Below are 20,144 nucleotides of genomic sequence, written 5' to 3'. Positions count from 1 at the left end.
GAGGCATGACCAGATCTGTGCACCACGTGTTCGAGGCGCAGGTGGCGGCCACCCCGGAGGCGGTGGCGGTGGTCCACGGCGAGGAGCGGGTCTCCTACGCCGAGCTGGACACGCTGGCGAACGGCTATGCCCGGCACCTGCGGGCGGTCGGGGTCGGACCGGAGTCGGTGGTCGGGGTGCTGTGCGGCCGTACCCCGGCACTGGTGGCCTGGCTGCTGGCCGTCTGGAAGGCCGGCGCCGGCTACGTACCGTTGGATCCGGATCTGCCCGCGGAGCGGCTCGGCTACATGCTCGACACCGCCGGGGCGGAACTGGTGGTGAGCGACTCCACGCTCGCCGCCGGGCTGGACGGGGTCTACCCCGGCCGGTACGTCCTGACCGACCGGGACGCCGCCGAGATCACCGCCCGGTCGACGGAGCCGGTGTCCCGGCGCGACGACCAGCACGGGCTGGCGTACACCATCTTCACCTCCGGTTCGACCGGGCGGCCCAAGGGCGTCCAGATCTCGCACCGGGCCCTGCTCAACCTGCTGTTCTCGATGCGGCGGCTGCTGGACGGCGGCGCCGGCGACGTCTGGCTCGCCGCGACCTCGCTCTCCTTCGACATCTCCGGGCTGGAGCTGTACCTGCCGCTGGTCACCGGTGCCCAGCTGGTGCTGGCCGGCGACGACGAGGTGGGGGACAGCCCGGAGCTGCTCCGGCTGGTCGACCGGTACGCGGTGACCCACGTCCAGGCCACCCCGTCGGGCTGGAAGCTGCTGCTCGACGCCGGCTTCGCGACCCGGCCGGTGGTCGCGCTGGTCGGCGGCGAGGCACTGCCGCCGGCGCTGGCCGGCGAGCTGCGCGGCCGGGTCAAGCGACTGCTCAACGTGTACGGCCCGACCGAGACCACGATCTGGTCGACCACCTGGGACGTCCCCGGCGACGTCGAGGTGGCGCCGATCGGACGGCCGATCGCGAACACCCGGCTGTACGTGCTGGACCGGGACTTCCAGCCGGTCGCGGTCGGGGTCGTCGGCGAGCTGTACATCGCCGGTGACGGCGTCGCCCGGGGGTACGTCAACCGCCCCGAACTGACCGCGGAGAAGTTCCTGCCGGAGCCGTTCGGCCGGGCCGTCGGCGCCCGGATGTACCGCACCGGGGACCTCGTCCGGTTCGGGCCGGACGGCAACCTGGAGTTCCTGGGCCGGGCGGACCACCAGGTGAAGATCCGGGGACACCGGATCGAGCTGCCCGAGATCGAGGAGCGGCTGCTGGCCCATCCGGACGTCCGCAACGGGGTGGTTGTCGCCCGCGAGGACGCCAGCGGGGAGAAGTGGCTCGCCGGCTACGTCGTACCGGTGGACGGGCGGCCGATCGAGCCGGCGGAGCTGCGCGACTTCCTGGCCGCGACGCTGCCCGGGTACATGGTGCCGGCCGCGTTCGTGACGCTGGACGCGATGCCGCTCAACTCGGCCGGCAAGGTGGACCGGCGGGCCCTGCCGGCTCCGGAACGGGACTCGTTCGGCGCCGAGCGCGAGTTCGTGGCCCCGAGGACCGACACCGAGCGGCGGATCGCCGAGGTCTGCGCCAGCGTCCTCGACCTCGACCAGGTCGGTGCGCAGGACCGGTTCTTCGACCTGGGCGCGGACTCGATGCGGATCGTCCAACTCGTCTCGGCCGCCCGACGGGCCGGACTACCGGTGTCGTTGCGGATGCTGTACCAGCACGAGACGGTCGCCGCCCTGGCCGAGGTGCTCGACGCGGACGCGCCACCGTTGCTCGATGCGGAGCCGCCACCGATGCTCGACGCTGACGCGCCGTCGTCCCTCGACGCTGACGCGCCACCGACGCTCGACGCGGAGCCGTCGACGGTCGACGGCCCGCCCGTGCCGACGGTCGACGCCGGGTCCGCCGTCGTTCCCGCGCCGACGCCCGCGAGCAACTGGCCGGCGTCCCGGCCGGTCCGGGCGGTGTCCGGGCCGTCGCCGCTGACCACGATGGCCCGACACCACGTTCCGGGGGCCAGTATCGCGCTGGTCCGCGACGGCCGGGTGGTCGACGTGCAGGCCCACGGCGTGCTCGCGGCCGGTGGAACGGAGCGGGTCACGCCGGAGACCCCGTTCCAGGTCGCCTCGATCAGCAAGCACGTGACCGCACTCGGGGTGCTCCGGCTGGTCCGGAACGGCACGCTGGACCTGGACGCCGACATCAACGAGTACCTGACCGCCTGGCGGGTGCCGGCCCCGTCCCGGCCGGTCACCGTACGCCACCTGCTGGCCAACCTGTCCGGCCTGTCCACCAGCCCGAACACCGGGTACGCCCCGGCCGAGCCGGCACCGACCCTGCTCGACGTGCTGTACGGCCGGCCGCCCGCGACCTCCGCCCCGGTCCGGCCCGAGCAGGTGCCGGGGACGTCGTTCCGGAAGACCAACAGCCACTTCGCGGTGTTGCAGCAGGTGCTGGTCGACCTCACCGGTGAGCCGTTCCCGGAGTTGATCCGCGCGCTCGTCTTCGCACCGCTGGGCATGACCGGCAGCAGTTTCGATCCCGCCTTTCCGACGGCTCCGGATCGCCGGGTGGCGCTCGGTCACGACGCGCACGGGGTACCCGTACCCGACGGGTGGCGGGTCCGGCCGGCGTTGGCGGCCGGCGGGCTGTGGTCGACCGCCGCGGACCTGGCCCGGGTGATGGTCGAGATCCATCGTGCCCACCTGGACGCCGGACCGGCGCTGCTGACCCCGGCGCTGGCGGCGGAACTGGTCACCGTGGCGCATCCGGGGAGCTTCTACGGGCTCGGCACCGTCGTCGACGACACGGTGTCGGATCTCGAGTTCGGCCATCCCGGCGAGACCGTCGGGTACCGGGCCATGACGCTGGGCCGGATCCGCTCGGGTAACGGGTTCGTGGTGTTGACCAACGCGGAGTCCGGCAAGGCGGTGCAGTCGTTCGTCGCCAGCGAGCTGGCCGGCTGGGCCGACCCGGCCGCGCGCAAGGGTGAGCGACGAGGTGAGGCGGGCGAGCGGCGTGGCCGGGAGGGTGAGCGACGTGGTGAGGCGGGTGAGCGACGTGGCCGGGAGGCGGAACGGCGCGGCGGGGGCGGGTTCTCCACCGACTGGGCCAGCGAGGTGCCGGCGGTGACCGGCCCGGCGCGGAGCCCGCGAGGGTCCGTCCGGCACCTCATCTCGATCAACGACCTGACGGACGAGGACCTGCGCTCGATCGTCGCCCGGGGAGCGCGGTTCCGGGCCGGCACCGCCGGCCCGGAGCGTCCGCTGGCCGGCGACGTGGTGGGAATCTACTTCCGGAAGACGTCGACCCGGACCCGGACCGCGTTCTCCAGCGGTGCCCTGCGGCTCGGGGCGCAGATCGTCTCGTACGGGCCGGACGACCTGCAACTCAACACCGGCGAGACGCACGAGGACACCGGCGCGGTGATGTCCCGGATGCTCGAGGTGCTGGTGGCGCGGACCGCAGCCGACCCGGGCGAGCTGCGGATGCTGGCCGCCCAGGACCGGATGTCGGTGGTGAACGCGATGAGCGCCGACGAGCACCCGACCCAGGCGCTGACGGACCTCACCACGCTGCTCGGGCACTTCGGCCGGATCGACGGGCTGCGCGTGCTGTACGTCGGCGAGGGCAACAACACCGCGACCGCGCTCGCCCTGGCCCTCACCCGGTACGCCGGAACGCACCTGGAGGTGCGTACGCCGCCCGGTTACGGGTTGCCCGACGAGATCCGGGCGACCGCCTCGGCGCAGGCGGCCCGGGGCACGGCGACGCTCTGCGAGCGGCACGACATGGTGGACCTGCCCGGGAACTTCGACGTCGTCTACACCACCCGGTGGCAGACGACCGGGACCAGCAAGCCCGATCCGAACTGGCGGGAGATCTTCGCGCCGTTCCAGGTCACCACCGCGCTCTGGGCGGGCAGTCCGAACGCGATCTTCATGCACGACCTGCCGGCGCACCGGGGCGAGGAGGTCACCGCCGAGGTGCTCGACGGCCCGGCGAGCATCGCCTTCGACCAGGCCGAGAACAAGATGCACAGCGCGATGGCGGTGCTGGAGTGGTGCCGGCGCGGTCCGGTGGCCGGTTCGTGAGCCTCGTCGAGGAGCCGGCGAGGCAGGCCGGTGCCGGGAACAGCCCCGTCGGGGAGCCGCCCGGGGCCGCCGGCACCGGCCGGGAGCGCACCGGGCCGCCTCCGCTGCGCCGCAACCGCGACTTCCTGCTGCTCTGGACGGCGGCGGCCGGTACGCAGGTCGGAGCCCGGATCACCGCGATCGCGTACCCGCTGCTGGTGCTCTGGTACACGGGGTCGGCGACCCAGGCCGGGTTCGTCGGATCCGCCGCGCTGCTGCCGCACCTGCTGGTCCAGCTCCCGGCGGGCGCGTTCGTCGACCGTTGGGACCGGCGGCGGTTGATGATCCTCTGTGATCTGGGCTGCCTCGCCGCGACCGGCAGCGTCGCGCTGGCGGTGTATCTCGACCGGGTCTGGCTGCCCCAGCTCATGCTCGTCGCGTTCGTCCAGACCAGCCTCACCATCTTCTACCAGCTCGCCGAGCGGGCCGCCGTCCGGCACCTCGTCACGCCGGAGCAGTTGCCCACGGCGCTGACCCAGAACGAGACCCGTGGCCGGGCCGCGGTGCTGATCGGTCAGCCCATCGGCGGCCTGCTGTTCAGCCTCACGAGGTGGGCACCGTTCGTGGTGACCACGATCGCGCACCTCGGCTCGCTGGTCGCGCTGCTGCTGATCCGGCGGGACTTCCAGCACGCCCGGCCGCCCCGTCGGACGTCGCTGCGCGCCGACATCGCCGAGGGCGTGCGTTGGATGTGGGGGCAGCGGTTCCTGCGTACCGTGATGGGGTTCGTCGCGGTAAGCAACGCCGTCTTCCAGGCGTTGACCCTGACCCTCATGATCATCGTGCGGAACGACGGCGGCTCCGCCGCGGTCGTCGGCATCGTGATCGGGGTCAGCGGGGTCGGTGGAATGCTCGGCGCCCTCTGCGGCATGTGGTGGATGCGCCGGGCCACCCTGCGGGCCCTGGTGGTCGGCGGACTGGCCGCCTGGGCGGTGACGGTCCCCGCGATGGCGTTCACCAGCGATCCGGTCGTCCTGGCGGTGCTCTTCGCCGCCAACAGCTACGTCGGCGGGCTGTTCAACGTGGTCGGTGGGGTCTACATGGTGCAGATCGCCCCGGACGCCCTGATGGGCCGGGTCGGCGGGGTCGCCACGCTGCTCGCGTCGGGGGCGAACTTCCTCGGCGTGCTGGCCGGCGGCCTGCTCCTGGCCAGCTTCGGCGTCCGGTCCACGGTGCTCGGCCTGGGCGCGGTGATGGCGCTGCTGGTGCTGCTCGCCGTGCTCAGCCCCTCGGTGCGGGCGATCGCCGACACCGAGCAGAACGCCCGGCTGGTCCGGAAACGGGCCTGACGGACCCCGATGCCCGCGGCCATGGCCGCGGATGGCCGGAGTATCGGAAAAGTATAGATCTTGCCCGCATTCTTGAAGCTAGATGACGGTTGCGTCGACGACGCATCACCTTCTGATTCCCGCTACCGGTCTCCAGCCCCGCGGGAGTCCCCTCGAAGGGAGAGTTCGATGGATGATCACCAGGCCTGGAGACCGACGGAGATCGACCCGGCCACCGCCGGGGTCGCCGCGAGCCCGGAAGGGCTGGTCGACCACCTCTCGGCCCTGCCGGACCTGGCCGCGTTGCTCAGCGCCGAGAAGGCGCTGGTCTTCCGTGGCTTCCAGGTGACGGAGGAGACGCTCGACCAGGTCATGGACCAGTTACTGCCGAACCGCCTGGCGTACGTGCACGGCAACTCGCCGCGTACCAAGGTCGGCAAGAACGTCTACACCTCGACCGAGTACCCGCCCGAGTTCACCATCTCGATGCACAACGAGCTGTCGTACGCGCACCAGTGGCCGGCGCGGCTGATGTTCTTCTGCGCCAAGGCGGCCGAGACCGGTGGCGCCACTCCGGTGGTCGACGGCGTACGGTGGCTCGCCGCCCTCGACCCGGAGGTGCGCGCGGCGTACGCGCACGGGGTCCGGTACACCCAGAACCTGCACGACGGGTTCGGCTTCGGCAAGAGCTGGCAGGAGACCTTCGAGACCTCCGACCGCGACGAGGTCGAGGCGTTCCTCGGCAGTACCAAGGCGAGCTGGGAGTGGAAGCCCGACGGTGGCCTGCGGGTGACCCAGGACCGTCCGTCCACCACCCGACACCCGGTCACCGGGGTCGAGGTGTGGTTCAACCAGTCCGATCAGTGGCATCCGGCGGCGCTGGGCGACGACACCGCCAAGTCGCTGGCCGAGGTGCTGCCGGTTGACGAGCTGCCCCAGTCGGTGAGCTTCGCCGACGGCAGCCCGATCCCGGACGAGTACGTCATCCAGGTCCGCGACCGTGGACTGGCCTCCGCCGTGAACGTCGACTGGCGCCAGGGCGACGTGCTGCTCATCGACAACGTACTGGTCGGCCACGGCCGGCGACCGTTCACCGGGCGTCGCCGGGTCCTGGTGGCCATGTCCGACTGAGCGCGCGTCGCCCTGGTGCGCGCCCGCGATCTGTTTCGAAGGGCCGGTTCATGACTATCTCTGCGCAGGATGTTGGGACGATGCCGTTCACGGTCAGCCGGGAGGCTGGCGGAGCCGGGATCGAGGAGCTGATCCGGAGCGAGCGCGCCAGTCTCCGGAAGATCCTCGGCGAGCGGGGAGCGATCCTGCTGCGCGGCTTTCCGATCGGCGGGGTCGACGGTTTCGACGCGGTGGTACGCGCGCTGTCCGGCCCGCCGCTGACGTACTCCGAGCGGTCCTCGCCGCGGAGCACCATCAAGGGGCAGGTCTACACCTCGACGGACTATCCGCCGGACGAGGAGATCTTCCTGCACAACGAGAACTCCTACCAGGCGGCCTGGCCGCTGACGCTGTACTTCTACTGCCGGCAGGCACCCCTGACCCGGGGCGCGACCCCGCTGGCCGACATCCGGCGGGTGTACCGGGCGGTCGACCCGACGATCCGCGAGGAGTTCGTCCGGCGCGGTTGGATGGTGGTCCGGAACTTCCACGGGCAGTTCGGCACCGCCTGGCAGCAGATCTTCAACACCGATGACCGGGCCGCGGTCACCGCGTACTGCGGGGCCAACGGCATTCAGACGGAGTGGCTGGACGGCGACCACCTTCGTACCCGCGCGGTCCGCCGGGCGGTGCACACGCATCCGGTCAGCGGCGAGACGGTGTGGTTCAACCACGCGACGTTCTTCCACGTGACGACCCTGCCCAGCGACGTGCGGGAGGGCATCCTGGAGATGTTCGACCCCGAGGACCTGCCGACGAACACGTACTACGGCGACGGTGGCCGGATTCCGGACGAGGTGGTCGCGCATCTGCGGGACTGCTACCGGGCGGCGACGGTCCGGTTCGACTGGCAGCTCGACGACATCCTGGTGGTCGACAACATGCTCGCCGCGCACGGCCGCGAGCCGTTCACCGGCCCGCGACAGATCGCGGTGGCGATGGCCGAGCTGTCGAACGGCTGACTCCGTCACGCCATCAAGCCCGTCCGGGGACGCACCGTCACGGTGCCTCCGGGCGGGCTTTCCGCTTGTGTCTCTCCGCTACGCTCGGTCCGTTCGATGCGGCTACCCATCGACGCGTCACTTTCGCCCGACTACGGGTGAGTAGTGAAACTGGTGGCTATCTTCTAGGGACCGGGAGTCCCTCCTGACGACGACCGACTATATGTTTGCGTCAGCAAAGGGACGGGAACCTGCCCGGCAGACCGGGCTAATTGCCCTGGTAGGCGGGACATTCCGGCAACGGGCCCAGGTTACTTTACGGTAGTAAAGGTAGTGGCTTGATTAGCAGCGGGGCGATTTCCCACATCTTTCGCGGGAAGTTCTTATCGCTGTCTCGAACCTGACTTGATTGAATATGCCGGCCCCGATACTGTAAGCGGAACCGTCCGTGAGCGTTTGGGGAGATGTGGCGTCCGCGGTCGTCGTCGCCGAGGATCTGCCGCTGAATCGGCGTCCCGACGTGGGTGGCCACACTCTCCGCAGGCAATATTGGGGGGAATGGCGGGTGGGAATCGAAAGTTTGGTGGACCGGGTCGCTCAACATGCGCGCGAGGATCCGGGCCGGGAGGCGGTTGTCTTCCTGGGTTGGGAAGAACGCGAGGAACGTTCGGAATCGTTGTCCTACGGGCAACTGGACCGAGCGGCCCGAGCGCTGGCCGGGCGATTGCGGGACCGTTGTTGCCCCGGTGACCGCGCCCTGCTGCTGTACTCGGCCGGCATCGACTTCGTCAAGAGTCTTTTGGGTTGCATGTATGCCGGAGTGGTTCCCGTCCCGGCGCCTTTACCCGATGGGGGCAAGCATCACCTGATGCGGGCCACCGGGATCGCGCTGGACTCGGATCCACGCATTGTCCTCACCGACAGTGCCAGCCTGGTCGCCGTCTCCGACTGGATGAGCCAGGACGGACTGGACCGGCTGCTCTGCACCGCCACCGACCTGACGGACCAGGGCGGCCCGGAGTTGGGCTTCCGCGAAGGGTTGCCACATATCGGCCCGGCCACTCTGGCGCTTCTGCAGTACACCACCGGATCGACCAGTGACCCGAAGGGAGTGATGATCAGTCATGAGAATCTGGTCCACAACTTCGGTGTATTCGAGAACGCTCTCGGCCTGACCCCGGAAGACCGTTTCCTCAGTTGGCTGACATTGCACGAGGGGCCCGGCCTCATCGGAATGCTGCTGGAGCCGCTGTATCGTGGTTCCACGGCGGTGCTCCTGTCGACCGACGATTTCTTCGAGGAGCCGTGGCGGTGGTTGAAGGCTATCGACAAATACGATATCCGCCTCAGCTCCGCCCCTGATTTCGCCTATCGCCTGTGCGCCCGGGAGTTGACCGACGAGCAGGTCAGAGGGCTGGACCTGTCCCGGTGGGAACACGCCTGTGTCGGCGGTGCCGAGCCCATCGAGCCGGAGCCGGTCGTCGAATTCGCCGACCGTTTCGAGTCGGCCGGATTCCGTCGCGACTCGCTGCGGGCCGGCTACAGCGTCGCCGAGTCGACGTTGTTCGTTTCCGGTACCCGCCCCGGTCGACCGCTAGTTGTCGAGAGATTCGATCCGAGCCGGCTCGAGCAGAACATCCTGCTGCCCGCCGTCGCGGACGCCGCCGGTCGATCACTCGTCAGCAGCGGCACGGTCAATGGTCTCGACGTGAGAATTGTCGATCCGGACACGAGTGCGGTGCTGCCCGACGGGCGCCTCGGCGAGATCTGGATCCGGGGCCGGAGCGTGGCCCGGGGCTACTGGCGCCGGGAGGTCGAGACCGCCCGCGTCTTCCAGGCGACCACGGCCGACGGGGAGGCGGGCTACCTGCGTACCGGCGACCTCGGTGTCTGCGTCGCCTCGGAGCTGTACGTGCTCGGCCGGATGCTGGAGATGCTCGTCATCGGCGGGCGGAGCCTGTACCCGCACGACATGGAGAAGGTCGTCCGCAACTCCAGCACCCGCTTCGCCGACCTGACCGGCACGGTCTTCTCGGTGCCCTCGCCCCGGCAGGAGATCGTCGTGTTGCACGAGGTGCGGCTGGAGCCCACGGACGGCACCTCGTTGCCGGGCCTGGCCCAGAGCGTCAAGGCCTGGCTGGGCCGGTGTTTCGGGGTCCGGGTGGCCAACGTGGTGTTCCTGCGGCCGGGCAAGGTACGGATGTCCGCCGACGGCAACGTCCAGCGGGAACTCATGCGGGAGCTGTTCATGGCGGACGCCCTGGATCCGGTCTACGAGGACCTCGACGTCGAGACGGCTCGCCGCTACCGCGCCACCGGATCCCGGCTCGTGATGACCCACGGCAGGGACTCCTGATGAGCTCCGGCGGAACGCAACTCGTCGTGTCCCGGCAGACCCCGCCCTCGACCCGTTCGGGTGGAGCGGACCCGGACCGCCACTCCCTCTGGAGAAAGATGGAATTTCGAATTCTCGGGAACGTCGAGGTGCTCGACTCGACGGGGCCGATCGACCTCAGCGCGTCCAAGGTGCGTACCGTGCTCGCCGCGCTGCTGCTCGCCCGTGGCCGGGTGGTCTCGGACTCGCGACTCGCCGTCGTGCTCTGGGGTGAGGACCCGCCGGTGACGGCCGCCGCGCAGATCCAGACCTACGTCTCCCGACTACGGGCCAAGCTCGCGCCGGACGCGGAGATCGTCCGGCAGCGGCCCGGATACGTGCTGCGGGTCACGCCGAACCAGTTCGACCTGGTGCGCTTCGAGCAGCTCGCGGCGCAGGGCCGGGACGCGTTGGCCGAGGGACGGTTCGAGGAGGCCGCCGAGGCGTTGCGGTCCGCCCTCGCCATGTGGCGCGGCCCCGCGCTGGCCGGCGTGACCGAGTATCTCAGCGACGCGGAGCGACCCCGGCTCGAGGAGGCGCGGCTCGCCGCGCTCGGTGACCGGATCGACGCGGAGCTGGCCCTCGGTTCCCACGGCCGCCTGGTCGTCGAACTGACCGGGCTGATCGCCGCGGATCCGCTGCGGGAGCAGTTCCGTGGCCAGCTCATGCTTACGCTGTACCGGTGCGGCCGGCAGGCGGACGCGCTGGCCAGCTACCAGGACTACCGGCACTCGTTGGCCGACGAGCTCGGCATCGACCCGGGACGCGAACTCCAGGACCTGCACAAGTCGATCCTGGCCGCCGACGCCTCGCTCAACGTTCCGGTGGCGGAGCCCCGGATCCTCGGTGGACGGCCTTCGTCGGAGCCGCTGCCGGCCCGACTGCCCCCCGACGTGGCGGACTTCACCGGCCGGGACCGGGAGGCCGCGCAGGTGACCGCGCTGCTGCGTACCCGGGCCGACAGCGGGGGCCAGCGGCTCGCCTGCGTGATCGGCGGGATGGCCGGGCTGGGCAAGACCACGTTGGCGATCCACGTCGGGCACCTGCTGCGGTCGTCGTACCCGGACGGTCAGGTCTACGTGGACCTGCGCGGTGCCGGCCCGCAGCCCGCCGACCCTTCCGACCTGCTGGTGACAATCCTCCGGGCCCTGGGCTCGGATCCGGCCACCATCCCGGCGACGATGCCCGAGCGGGTCCAGCTCTACCGGAGCCGGCTGGCCGGGCGACGGGTGCTGATGCTGCTCGACAACGCCGCGAGCGAGCAGCAGGTACGTCCGCTGCTGCCGGACAGTCCGACCTGTGCGGCGATGGTGACGAGCCGGGCCCGGCTGGCGGCGCTGGAGGGCGTACCCCTGATCGACCTGGACGTCCTCGAACACGTACAGGCGCTGGAACTGCTCTCCAAGATCGTCGGTGCGTCCCGGGTGGCCGCCGAACCCGAGGCCGCGGAACGGATCGTCCAACTCTGCGGTCACCTGCCGCTCGGCGTACGCATCGCGGGTGCCCGGCTCACCGCGAAGCCGTACTGGCGGCTGGCCCGGCTCGCCGACCGGCTGTCCAGCCAGCGCCGACGCCTCGACGAACTGCGGATCGCCGACCTGGAGGTCCGGGCGAGCGTGGCGTTGAGCCTCCAGGGCCTGGGCGAGGCCGCCCGGCGGGCCTTTCGGCTGTTGGCGCTCCTGGACGTGCCACGGTTCGCCATCTGGACCGCCGCCGTGCTGCTCGACGTCACGCTCGCCACCGCGCGGGAACTACTCGAACAACTGGTCGACGCGCGGCTGCTCGACGTGGCCCAGGTCGACGGCGCGAGTCAGGTCCGCTACTTCTTCCACGACCTCGTTCGGGCGCTCGCCCTGGAGCGGGCCGCCGACGAGGAGACCGCCGACGAGCGGTACGCGGCGCTGGACCGGGCGTTCGGCAGCCGCTCCGGCACGATCTCCGGGGAGAACGGGTGACCGGCCGTCCGGGCAGCACCCGCCCGGCCGAGCAGAAGGGTCTTCCATCGGTGACCAGCTACGTCCGGGAAACGACGAACGGCTCCTGGTTCCTGCGCTTCCGGTCCGCGCCCCGAGCGGCGGTACGGCTGCTCTGCTTCCCGCACGCGGGCGGTGGCGCGACGTCGTTCCGGAGGTGGGTCGACCTCGTGCCCGATGAGGTCGAGGTGATCGGGGTCCAGTACCCGGGGCGGCAGAACCGCTACGGGGAGCCGTGCATCGAGGAGATGGACCTCCTCGTCGACGAGATCCTCGCCGCCATCTCCCCGGCGATCTCCGGACCGGTGGCGCTCTTCGGCCACAGCATGGGTGCGGTGGTCGCGTTCGAGGTGGCGCGACGCCTGCGGACCAGCGAATCGATCTCGGTGCTGCGGTTGTTCGCCTCGGCCGGGCCGGCTCCGTCCCAGCGGCGTTCGCGGGGGATTCACCTGCGCGACGACGAGGGCCTGGTCGCGTACGTCCGGGAACTCGGTGGCGGTGCGGAACTGCTGGAGGTCGAGGAGCTGCGACAGATCGCGCTGCCGATGGTACGCAGCGACGTGCGGCTGATCGAGACCTACCGGTACGTGCCCGGCGAGCCGTTGAGCGCTCCGATCACCGCGATCGTCGGAGACCGCGACCACACCTTCAACGTCACCGACGCCCGCCACTGGGTGTTGCACACCAGCGCGGGACTCGACGTCCATGAGCTGCCCGGCGACCACTTCTATCTGGACGACCAGGCCGATCGGCTGGTACCGCTGATAGTCGAACGAATCCTTCCCCGGCGGTAGGCGGTCGCGGCGGTGGCGTTCGCGTGGTCCGTACCGTCCCGAGGGCGGGTCCGATGGCGACCCGGGGCGGCCGTCAGCCGGCGCAGCCGTCGCCGTCGTCCCGGGGCAGGTACTTGCGTACCCGGATGCCGTGGCCGTGGGTGCGGATGCCGTCGGCACCGACGATGGCGGCCGCCGGATCGGTGAGGAAGTCCAGTGCGACCGCGGTGTCACCCTCGATCCGGGTGCGCATCCGCTCCAGCCCCTCGGGTGTGCTGGCCGCCACCGCGTCCAGCTTGACCAGGGCCGCCGCCCGAAGTCGGTATTCGTTTTCCACCTCGACGACGACCTCGGAGACCACGACGTAGCGCTGGGTCCGGGTGGAAGGGCTGAGCTCGCGGTCCATCTCTTCCTTCACGGATCCGAGCATAGTCGTACCTTTCATGCGCAGAAACCCTCATTGCTCCCTCATCACGGAAGTTTAATTACTTACGGGGTTCCGGTGATGTTTAGGGGTCTTCCCGTATGGACCTGGGGTGAGGGAGTCGCTACCCTGCGGGATGGAACTCGGCTCGAAGGTCGCCGGCGTTCACTCCTGCCGGCCCACGATGAACCGGCCGATCGCCGCCAGCCCCGAGGTGTCCACGTCGGAGCCGGCCAGCTCCGTCAACGTCTCCCGGGCCAGCTCGACCTCGCGCCGGGCGGCCCGCTCCGACCAGGCCCGTCCACCGGCCTGCTCCACCAGGTCGGCGAGATCGCGTAGCTCGGCGTCGGTGCACGGCGCCGCGTCCGCGTAGCGGATTCGCAACCGCGCGGCGGCCGGGTTGTCGGCGGCCAGCGCGGCGACCACGGGCAGGCTCTTCTTCCGCCGCCGCAGGTCCGCCATCGCCGGCTTGCCGGTACGCATCGGGTCGCCCCAGATGCCCAGCAGGTCGTCCCGGTGCTGGAACGCCATGCCGAGATGACGCCCGTAGCGTTCGAGCAGGACCCGGGTCGGTTCGCCGGCTCCGGCGTAGAGGCCGCCGAGCGCGCAGGCGCAGCCGAGCAGGGCCGCGGTCTTGGCGGCGGACATCCGCTCCCCGTCCGCCACGCTGACCAGATTTGTCTCCTCGAAGGAGAGGTCGAGAGCCTGTCCCTCGATCAGCTCGTCGGTGGTGCGGGCGAGCTGGGCGGCGGCCGGCCCGGCCAGCTGCGGCGGCGTCCGGGCCAGTACGGCGAACGAGAGGGCCAGCAGGGCGTCCCCGGCGAGTACGGCGGCGGACTCGCCGAACACCGTCCAGGCCGCCGGGCGGTGCCGGCGGACCGTGTCCTGGTCCATCACGTCGTCCTGCAACAGGGTGCAGTTGTGCATCAGCTCCACGGCGACCGCCGCGGGCAGCGCCGCCCCGGTTTCACCGCCCACGGCGGCCGCGCTGACTAGCGTCAGCGCCGGCCGGATCAGTTTTCCCGTACCGGCCTTCACCGGCCGGCCCTCGCCGTCACGCCAGCCCAACTGGTACTCGCAGACCGCGCGCATCTGCGGTCGCAGATCGCCGATCGCCGCCACCATCGCGGGTCGTACCGCCGCCTGGCTCTCCGCGAGCCAACTGACCTCGTCGCGGTCGAAGTGAATCCCAAGCTTGGTCACGCCGTCTGCCCTCCTCGCCCGTGGAAAGCGGTCCAGCTCGCCGATGACGAACGCACTCACATTAGATCCATCTCCATGGATTTCGCGCACCGGGCGTGCGACGTCGTCCGAACGGAGATCCGCGGGGACGGCACGGACCCGTTCCGGTCGAACGAACCGGCGGGGCCTTCGGGTCCGACGGGGGATGGCCCGAGGTAAACCGACCGCTGCGGTGGCGCGTCACAGCGGCATGACACGTCAGCGCGTACCCCTGTTCGCCCTCGCCCTGCTCCTCGCGCTCACCGGCTGCGAGCCGACCCCCGGCGGCGGTTCCGGCACACCGGCCGGACAACCTCCGGCGCCCACCTCGCAGCCGACCGGTCCGGACCCGACCGTGGCGCCGGGCGGCACCGGCACCGGGCCACCACGGACTACGGGCGCACCCGCCCGGCCCACCCCGGACGACGACGTCACCTCGTTCCGCACCGCGTACGGGTGGGGCGTTCCGGCCGAGCCGGTACTGGTCCGGCACCGGGTCCGACCGCCGATCGCCCCGCCGCCGGCTCCGCCGCTGCCGTACCTGGTGGAGATCCGGGCGGCCGACCATCCGGCGGAGCGGCCCGGCTACAGCCGGATCTCGTTCACCTTCCGGGGCGGCTTCCCGTCCTACGAACTCGGATACGTCGCACAGGTCACCGCCGAGGGGTCCGGCGAGCCGGTTCGGTTGCCCGGCAACGCCTTCCTCCGGATCCGGTTCGTTCAGGCGCAGGCGCACGACGAGCGCGGCCGGTGGTCGGTCACCGCCTCGCCCCGACCCGCGCTCGGCTATCCCACCCTGCGCGGCTACGGCTTCGCCGGCGACTTCGAGGGGTACCTCGGTTACGGGTTGGGCATCCAGGTGGCACCCGGAAGCGACCAGGCACTGCCGGTCCGGGCGCTGGAGCTGACCCGGACGGACGGCAGCTACGTGATAGCGGTGGACGTCCGGCACGGCTGACCGGCGCGGTTGACGTCCGTGGCGCTGGAGTTCCGGTGGTGGACGCCCGGTGAGTCGTACGGCACGCTGGTCGGATGGTGGACGTGGTCGTGGTGGGCGCGGGAGTCATCGGCCTGACCTCCGCGGTGCGGCTGGCCGAGGCGGGTGCCGGGGTGGCGGTGCTGACCGCCGACGAACCGGCCCGGACCGTCTCCCAGGTCGCCGCCGCGGTCTGGTACCCGACCCACACCAGCGCCGATCCTCGGGTGCTGGAGTGGGCCCGCCGGACCTTCGACGAACTGGCCGCCCAGGCCGGCAGCGGAGTGCCCGGAGTGGTCATGCGGCCGACCCGGATGCTGCTGCGCGCGCCGGTCGACGGCGCCCCGTGGTGGTCCGCCGGCGTACCGGACTTCCGAGCCGCCCCGGCCCCACCCGGGTACGCCGGGCAGTGGCAGTTCACCGTGCCGACGGTCGAGATGGGCCCGTACCTGGACTGGCTCGTCACCCGGCTCGACGAACTCGGCGTGCGGGTACGCCGGCACCGGGTGACCCGGCTCGCCGAGGCGGCCGACGTCGCACCGATCGTGGTCAACGCGACCGGACTGGCCGCCGGAGAGCTGGCCGACGATCCCGCGGTGCACCCCGTCCGGGGGCGGATCGTGCTGGTGGCCAACCCCGGACTCGTCACCTCGGTTCGCGACGAGGACAATCCGGCCGGGATCACCTACGTACATCCGCGCAGCCGGGACGTGGTGCTCGGCGGCACCTTCGAACCGGGTGCGGCGGAGACCGGGCCGGACGAGGCGGCCGGTGCGGCGATCCTGGCCCGGTGCGTCGCACTCGTTCCGGAACTGGCCGGGGCGCCGGTCCTGGGTCAGCTCGCCGGACTGCGACCCGCCCGGGACGGCGGGGTCCGGGTGGCGGTGGATCCCTCCGGGACCGGCGGTGGAGCCCGGCTGGTCCACAACTACGGGCACGGTGGTGCCGGGGTCACCCTGGCCTGGGGCTGTGCGGACGAGGTCGCCGTGCTGGCCGATCCGGTGCGGACCGCCCCACGGGGCTGACGAACCTCCCGGTCGACAAACGGGTACGTCCTCGTCGCAGCACGCCCGGAACTCCGGAGCGGCGCTATCGGTGCAGCGTGCGCGCATACCGTGCCCGGACCGGGTCCGATGATCAATGGCCGAATGCAAACGTGCTGACGATGTTCTATGCTTGCTCGCTGGATCATGCAGATCGGGATCGCACAGACCGCCAATCCGCTCGGTGACGCATGTCGATCAGGCTGGAGCGTTATGGGCTGCCCACACACTGAACGATGCCCCTTATTCCCACTGCTCAGAGCCAGTTTGCGCAGCTGGCGGGATTACTACTGTGACACGGCGGAGGGTTGGCACGGCTGTGCCCGATACCAGTTGTCGCTCACCGGTGCCGTCGTGCCGATCTCGCTGCTCCCGAACGGCGCCCACGCGCAACATCTGAAACGTGCCGCCGCCGGAGCCGACCGGACCGGCCCCGCCCAGCCGACGCAGAACCGCTGGTCAGGGCCGGATCCCCGGCAAGGCTGGGCGCCCGTGCCGCCGGCCAATTTCGAGGGCGTCCGAATGCCGGGCCAATCGGCGGAGCCCCCGCTGTCCGCACATGGTGTGCAAACTCCAGGAAACCCGCCAGCGCCGCCGGTACGGCGGCGCGGCTGGTGGACCCGCTTCACTGATTGGATCTCAGGTCCCGCATGAGTAATTACTGGCCCTGGTGGGCGGGCGCTCTCGGGCTCGCCGTCGTCACCATCAATTACACCGTCACCACCGACCGGTCCTTCGGTGTCTCCTCGGCCTGGGAACGCGTTCTTCAGTGGCGGACCGAGCGCCGGGTCGAACGAATGGAAGCCCAGTTCACCGACGACCGCGTCCTGACCGAGGCGATCGCGACGGCGACCGCCGAGCACTTCGGCACCCGCCCCGGCGCGGCCGCCCCGCCGCCGTACCCCGGAGGTGGTGGACCACCGGCAGCGGTCCGGGAGGCCGGGCCGACCGCGAGCGAGCCCGCCCCGGTCCCGAGACCGCGCCCGGCACCGCTGGTCAGCCAGGCCGCCCTGCTGCTGTCGATCCTCCTCGGTGGATGGCTCGCGGCGGTTACCGCCGGCCGGTTCGACCTCCGGCTCGACATGGGCGACGGCTTCCGCGACCTGGTGACCGACAGCCCGCCGCACATGGTCGGTGTGTTGTTCGCCGGCGGTCTCCTCGTCGGTTTCGGCACCCGTCTCGCCGGCGGGTGCTCCTCCGGCCACGGCCTGAACGGCTGCGGCCGGCTCCATCCGGACAGCCTGGTCGCGACGGCCGTCTTCTTCGGTGCCGCCGTCGTCGTGTCGTTCCTGCTCTGGAAGGTGGTGTGATGCGCACCCGGGGTGGGGTTCTCGTCGCCAACATCATCGCCGGGCTCGCCCTCGGCTTCGTCGTCGCCAACATCGGGTTCGGTGACTACGCCGAGTTGAACCGGATGTTCACCTTCCAGGACCTGCGCATGCTCCTCGCCTTCGGCGGCGGCGTGGCGATGGTCGTGGTGGTCTTCGCCCTGATCCGGGTCCGCCGTAGTCCAGGGCGCATCCACGCGGGCGTGATACCCGGTGCGGTGCTGTTCGGCACCGGCTGGGCGGTCTCCGGTGGATGCCCGGCGATCCCGATCGTCCAGGTCGGCACCGGATATCTTCCGGCGCTCGTCACGATCGTGGGCATCGTGGTCGGGGTGAAGGTCTGTCGCTGGGTCAACGCGAGATACCTGCACCTCGACGTCGGATCCTGCGAGCGCTGACGATCCTCCCGGTACGGCCGCAGCGCCGCCCGTCCCCGTGGCACCGCCCGGTCAGGCGAGGGTCGCGGGAACGCCACCCCGGGCGGTGGTCCGCTCCATCAGCAGGTGCAGCGGCTCCGGCCGGCCGAGGTGGTACCCCTGTCCACAGTCGACGCCGAGCTGCCGCAGTACGGGTACCAGCTCGGGCCGGTCGATGTGCTCGGCGACGGTACGCATCCCGAGCCCGTGCGCGGCCCGGACCACGGCGTCGATCAGGATGGGGTCCGAGCCGCCGTGGTCGGCCTGCCGGACGAACTCGCCGGCGATCTTGACGGTGCTGAACGGCAGGTGCTTGAGGTACACGAAGGATCCGTACCCGGCGCCGAAGTCGTCGAGGCTGAATCCGCAGCCGGCGGAGGTGAGCGTGGACGCCAGCCGGCGCGCGGCGTCCAGGTTGGCGATGGCGGTGGTCTCGGTGATCTCCAGGCCCAGCCGGGTGGCGGGTACGGCGGCGGCGGCCAGGGTGGCGACCACCCAGTCCCCGAAGCTCGGGTCCTCCAGCGATCGGCTGGAGATGTTCACGTCGAACCGGAGGTCGACACCGGCGCTCCGGGCCGAGGCGAGCGCCTGGGTGGCGGTCTCCACCACCCAGCGGTCCAACTCGTAGATCATGTCGCCGCGCTCCAACGCGGGCAGGAAGTCGCCGGGGCCGATCTGCCGGCGCTGGTCGTCGCGGACCCGCATCAGGAGTTCGTAGCTGCGTACCCGCTGATCGGCGAGGTCGATGATCGGCTGCGCGTCGAGCTGCAACTGCCCGGTGTCGAGTGCCTTCCGGACCCGGGACACCAGGTCGACCCGCTGGGCGGCCAGGCGCTGCTGTTCCGGGGCGAACAGCCGGGCCCGGTTCCGGCCCTCGCCCTTGGCCTGATAGAGCGCGAGGTCGGCGTGGGCGAGCAGCAGGGTGTCGTCGTCGGAGGTGTCCAGCGGGGCGGCCCCGATGCTCAGGGTCACCCGCAGCGGCTCACCCCGTACCGCGAACGGGGTGTGCGCGACCAGGTCGCAGAGTCCGGCGCCGATCGCGAGCGCCCGGTCGGCGTCGCAGGACGGCAGCAGGACGGCGAACTCGTCGCCGCCGAGCCGGCCGAGCACGGCACCGGCCGGCAGGTGCTGGGTCAGCAGCCGGGCCAGCAGGCGGAGGACCTCGTCGCCGACGACGTGCCCACGCAGGTCGTTGATGTCCTTGAAGTTGTCGATGTCGATCAGGAGCAGGGCGGCCGACGTCGGAGCCCCGGCCGAGGTCAGGTCGCTCATCCGGGCGGTGAGGGCCCGCCGGTTCGGCAGGCCGGTCAGCGGATCGTGCTCGGCGAGGTACGCCAGCTCGTCCTGGACCTGGCGGATCTCGGTGATGTCGTGTGCCGTGCCGAGCATCCGGAGCGGCTGGCCGGACTCGTCCGTGAAGACCTCGCCGTAGCACTCCAGGACCCGCATCTCCCGGCTGTGCGCCAGGAACATCCGGTGGGTGTAGGTGAAGGACGTGGCGCCCCGGATGGCCTGGACGAGGGTCGCCTCGATCATGTCGACGTCGTCCGGATGGATCATCGTCCGGTAGGTCGGGTAGTCGAGCGCGGTCTCCGGGTTCAGCCCGATCATCGACTTCAGGGTGGGTGACCAGACCACCTGGTCGGTCGGCAGGTGCCACTCCCAGGTGCCGACCCGGGCCAGTTGCTCGATATGGGTCAGCCGCCAGGCGTAGTCGTCGGCGCGGTTCCGGTCGGCCCGCTGCTCGGTCACGTCGGTCAACTCGTAGACCAGCCGGACCGGCGTCGTCGGGTCCTCGCCCCGCATCTGGGACAACCGACGGCAGGTCACCCGCAGGTACCGGGTGGTGCCGTCGACGGTCGGGCAGCGCAACTCGACCGGCGGACCGTCCGGGGTCGCCGTCGCGAACGGTAGGGAGCCGACGTCGGCGCCGATCAGGTGGCCGAGTCGCTGCGCCGCGCGGTTGTGCCAGGTCACCTCGCCCTGCTCGGACGCGGTCAGCAACGCGGTCGAGGTGGTGTCGAGCACCGCGGCGGGCACACTGGACGGCAGTGCGGGCACTGGGCCTCCCGTAGAGATCGACCGGATCTCGGCAGAGAACGCCAGACGAACACGG

The 20,144-nt window shown here is 71.0% G+C and carries 14 protein-coding genes and 1 pseudogene; 12 read left to right on the top strand and 3 right to left on the bottom strand.

Going from position 1 to position 20,144, the window contains the following annotated elements:
- Nucleotides 1–5: 5 nt before the first annotated feature.
- The 8 genes and pseudogenes from H4W31_RS37630 to H4W31_RS37600 form a co-directional block, all read left to right on the top strand.
- Nucleotides 6–2,900, top strand: a pseudogene (locus H4W31_RS37630) (non-ribosomal peptide synthetase); the annotation flags it as partial.
- A 216-nt stretch (nucleotides 2,901–3,116) separates the two neighbouring features.
- The gene (locus H4W31_RS44610) at nucleotides 3,117–4,082 is read left to right on the top strand and encodes an ornithine carbamoyltransferase (RefSeq protein WP_318783768.1); all 966 of its coding nucleotides are present in this window, start codon (nucleotides 3,117–3,119) and stop codon (nucleotides 4,080–4,082) included.
- The gene (locus tag H4W31_RS37625; protein ID WP_192770949.1) at nucleotides 4,079–5,410 is read left to right on the top strand and encodes an MFS transporter; all 1,332 of its coding nucleotides are present in this window, start codon (nucleotides 4,079–4,081) and stop codon (nucleotides 5,408–5,410) included. The genes H4W31_RS44610 and H4W31_RS37625 overlap by 4 nt, the downstream gene beginning before the upstream one ends.
- 168 nt (nucleotides 5,411–5,578) lie before the next feature.
- Entirely contained in the window at nucleotides 5,579–6,520 is a 942-nt protein-coding gene (locus tag H4W31_RS37620) for a TauD/TfdA family dioxygenase (RefSeq protein ID WP_192770948.1), read from the top strand.
- An 80-nt stretch (nucleotides 6,521–6,600) separates the two neighbouring features.
- Nucleotides 6,601–7,521: a TauD/TfdA family dioxygenase gene (locus tag H4W31_RS37615; RefSeq protein WP_225945890.1), complete on the top strand. Its 921-nt coding sequence runs from the start codon at nucleotides 6,601–6,603 to the stop codon at nucleotides 7,519–7,521.
- Between the two features lie 427 nt (nucleotides 7,522–7,948).
- Nucleotides 7,949–9,856: a fatty acyl-AMP ligase gene (locus H4W31_RS37610; protein ID WP_192770946.1), complete on the top strand. Its 1,908-nt coding sequence runs from the start codon at nucleotides 7,949–7,951 to the stop codon at nucleotides 9,854–9,856.
- A gap of 98 nt (nucleotides 9,857–9,954) precedes the next feature.
- Entirely contained in the window at nucleotides 9,955–11,829 is a 1,875-nt protein-coding gene (locus H4W31_RS37605; RefSeq protein ID WP_192770945.1) for an AfsR/SARP family transcriptional regulator, read from the top strand.
- Nucleotides 11,826–12,641, top strand: a complete 816-nt coding sequence (locus H4W31_RS37600) for a thioesterase II family protein (protein WP_192770944.1) — start codon at nucleotides 11,826–11,828, stop codon at nucleotides 12,639–12,641. Before H4W31_RS37605 ends, H4W31_RS37600 begins: the two co-directional genes overlap by 4 nt.
- 73 nt (nucleotides 12,642–12,714) lie before the next feature.
- On the opposite strand, the gene H4W31_RS37595 is transcribed toward H4W31_RS37600, so the two are convergent.
- Entirely contained in the window at nucleotides 12,715–13,038 is a 324-nt protein-coding gene (locus H4W31_RS37595; protein WP_192770943.1) for a hypothetical protein, read from the bottom strand.
- A 171-nt stretch (nucleotides 13,039–13,209) separates the two neighbouring features.
- Nucleotides 13,210–14,247 carry a polyprenyl synthetase family protein gene (locus H4W31_RS37590; RefSeq protein ID WP_318783641.1) on the bottom strand — a complete coding sequence of 346 codons (1,038 nt, stop codon included), beginning with the start codon at nucleotides 14,245–14,247 and terminating at the stop codon, nucleotides 13,210–13,212.
- A gap of 229 nt (nucleotides 14,248–14,476) precedes the next feature.
- On the opposite strand from H4W31_RS37590, the gene H4W31_RS37585 reads away from it, so the two are divergent.
- The 4 genes from H4W31_RS37585 (at nucleotide 14,477) to H4W31_RS37570 (ending at nucleotide 18,010) form a co-directional block, all read left to right on the top strand.
- Nucleotides 14,477–15,223, top strand: a complete 747-nt coding sequence (locus H4W31_RS37585) for an AMIN-like domain-containing (lipo)protein (RefSeq protein WP_192770942.1) — start codon at nucleotides 14,477–14,479, stop codon at nucleotides 15,221–15,223.
- Between the two features lie 74 nt (nucleotides 15,224–15,297).
- Entirely contained in the window at nucleotides 15,298–16,266 is a 969-nt protein-coding gene (locus H4W31_RS37580) for an FAD-dependent oxidoreductase (RefSeq protein ID WP_192770941.1), read from the top strand.
- Between the two features lie 668 nt (nucleotides 16,267–16,934).
- Nucleotides 16,935–17,594: a YeeE/YedE family protein gene (locus H4W31_RS37575; protein ID WP_192770940.1), complete on the top strand. Its 660-nt coding sequence runs from the start codon at nucleotides 16,935–16,937 to the stop codon at nucleotides 17,592–17,594.
- Entirely contained in the window at nucleotides 17,594–18,010 is a 417-nt protein-coding gene (locus H4W31_RS37570) for a YeeE/YedE thiosulfate transporter family protein (RefSeq protein ID WP_192770939.1), read from the top strand. Before H4W31_RS37575 ends, H4W31_RS37570 begins: the two co-directional genes overlap by 1 nt.
- Nucleotides 18,011–18,061: 51 nt before the next feature.
- Here H4W31_RS37570 and H4W31_RS37565 read toward each other — a convergent pair whose 3' ends face one another.
- Nucleotides 18,062–20,089, bottom strand: a complete 2,028-nt coding sequence (locus H4W31_RS37565; protein WP_192770938.1) for a sensor domain-containing protein — start codon at nucleotides 20,087–20,089, stop codon at nucleotides 18,062–18,064.
- Nucleotides 20,090–20,144 lie beyond the last annotated feature (55 nt).

This window comes from Plantactinospora soyae (assembly GCF_014874095.1).
GTDB classification, from domain to species: domain Bacteria; phylum Actinomycetota; class Actinomycetes; order Mycobacteriales; family Micromonosporaceae; genus Plantactinospora; species Plantactinospora soyae.
This window is presented reverse-complemented; position numbering and strand designations above follow the sequence as displayed.

Coding starts and splice junctions, on each gene's coding strand:
- H4W31_RS37620 (WP_192770948.1), top strand. CDS start 5,579: ATGGATGATCACCAGGCCTGGAGACCGACGGAGATCGACCCGGCCACC.
- H4W31_RS37615 (WP_225945890.1), top strand. CDS start 6,601: ATGCCGTTCACGGTCAGCCGGGAGGCTGGCGGAGCCGGGATCGAGGAG.
- H4W31_RS37605 (WP_192770945.1), top strand. CDS start 9,955: ATGGAATTTCGAATTCTCGGGAACGTCGAGGTGCTCGACTCGACGGGG.
- H4W31_RS37585 (WP_192770942.1), top strand. CDS start 14,477: ATGACACGTCAGCGCGTACCCCTGTTCGCCCTCGCCCTGCTCCTCGCG.
- H4W31_RS37580 (WP_192770941.1), top strand. CDS start 15,298: ATGGTGGACGTGGTCGTGGTGGGCGCGGGAGTCATCGGCCTGACCTCC.
- H4W31_RS37575 (WP_192770940.1), top strand. CDS start 16,935: ATGAGTAATTACTGGCCCTGGTGGGCGGGCGCTCTCGGGCTCGCCGTC.
- H4W31_RS37570 (WP_192770939.1), top strand. CDS start 17,594: ATGCGCACCCGGGGTGGGGTTCTCGTCGCCAACATCATCGCCGGGCTC.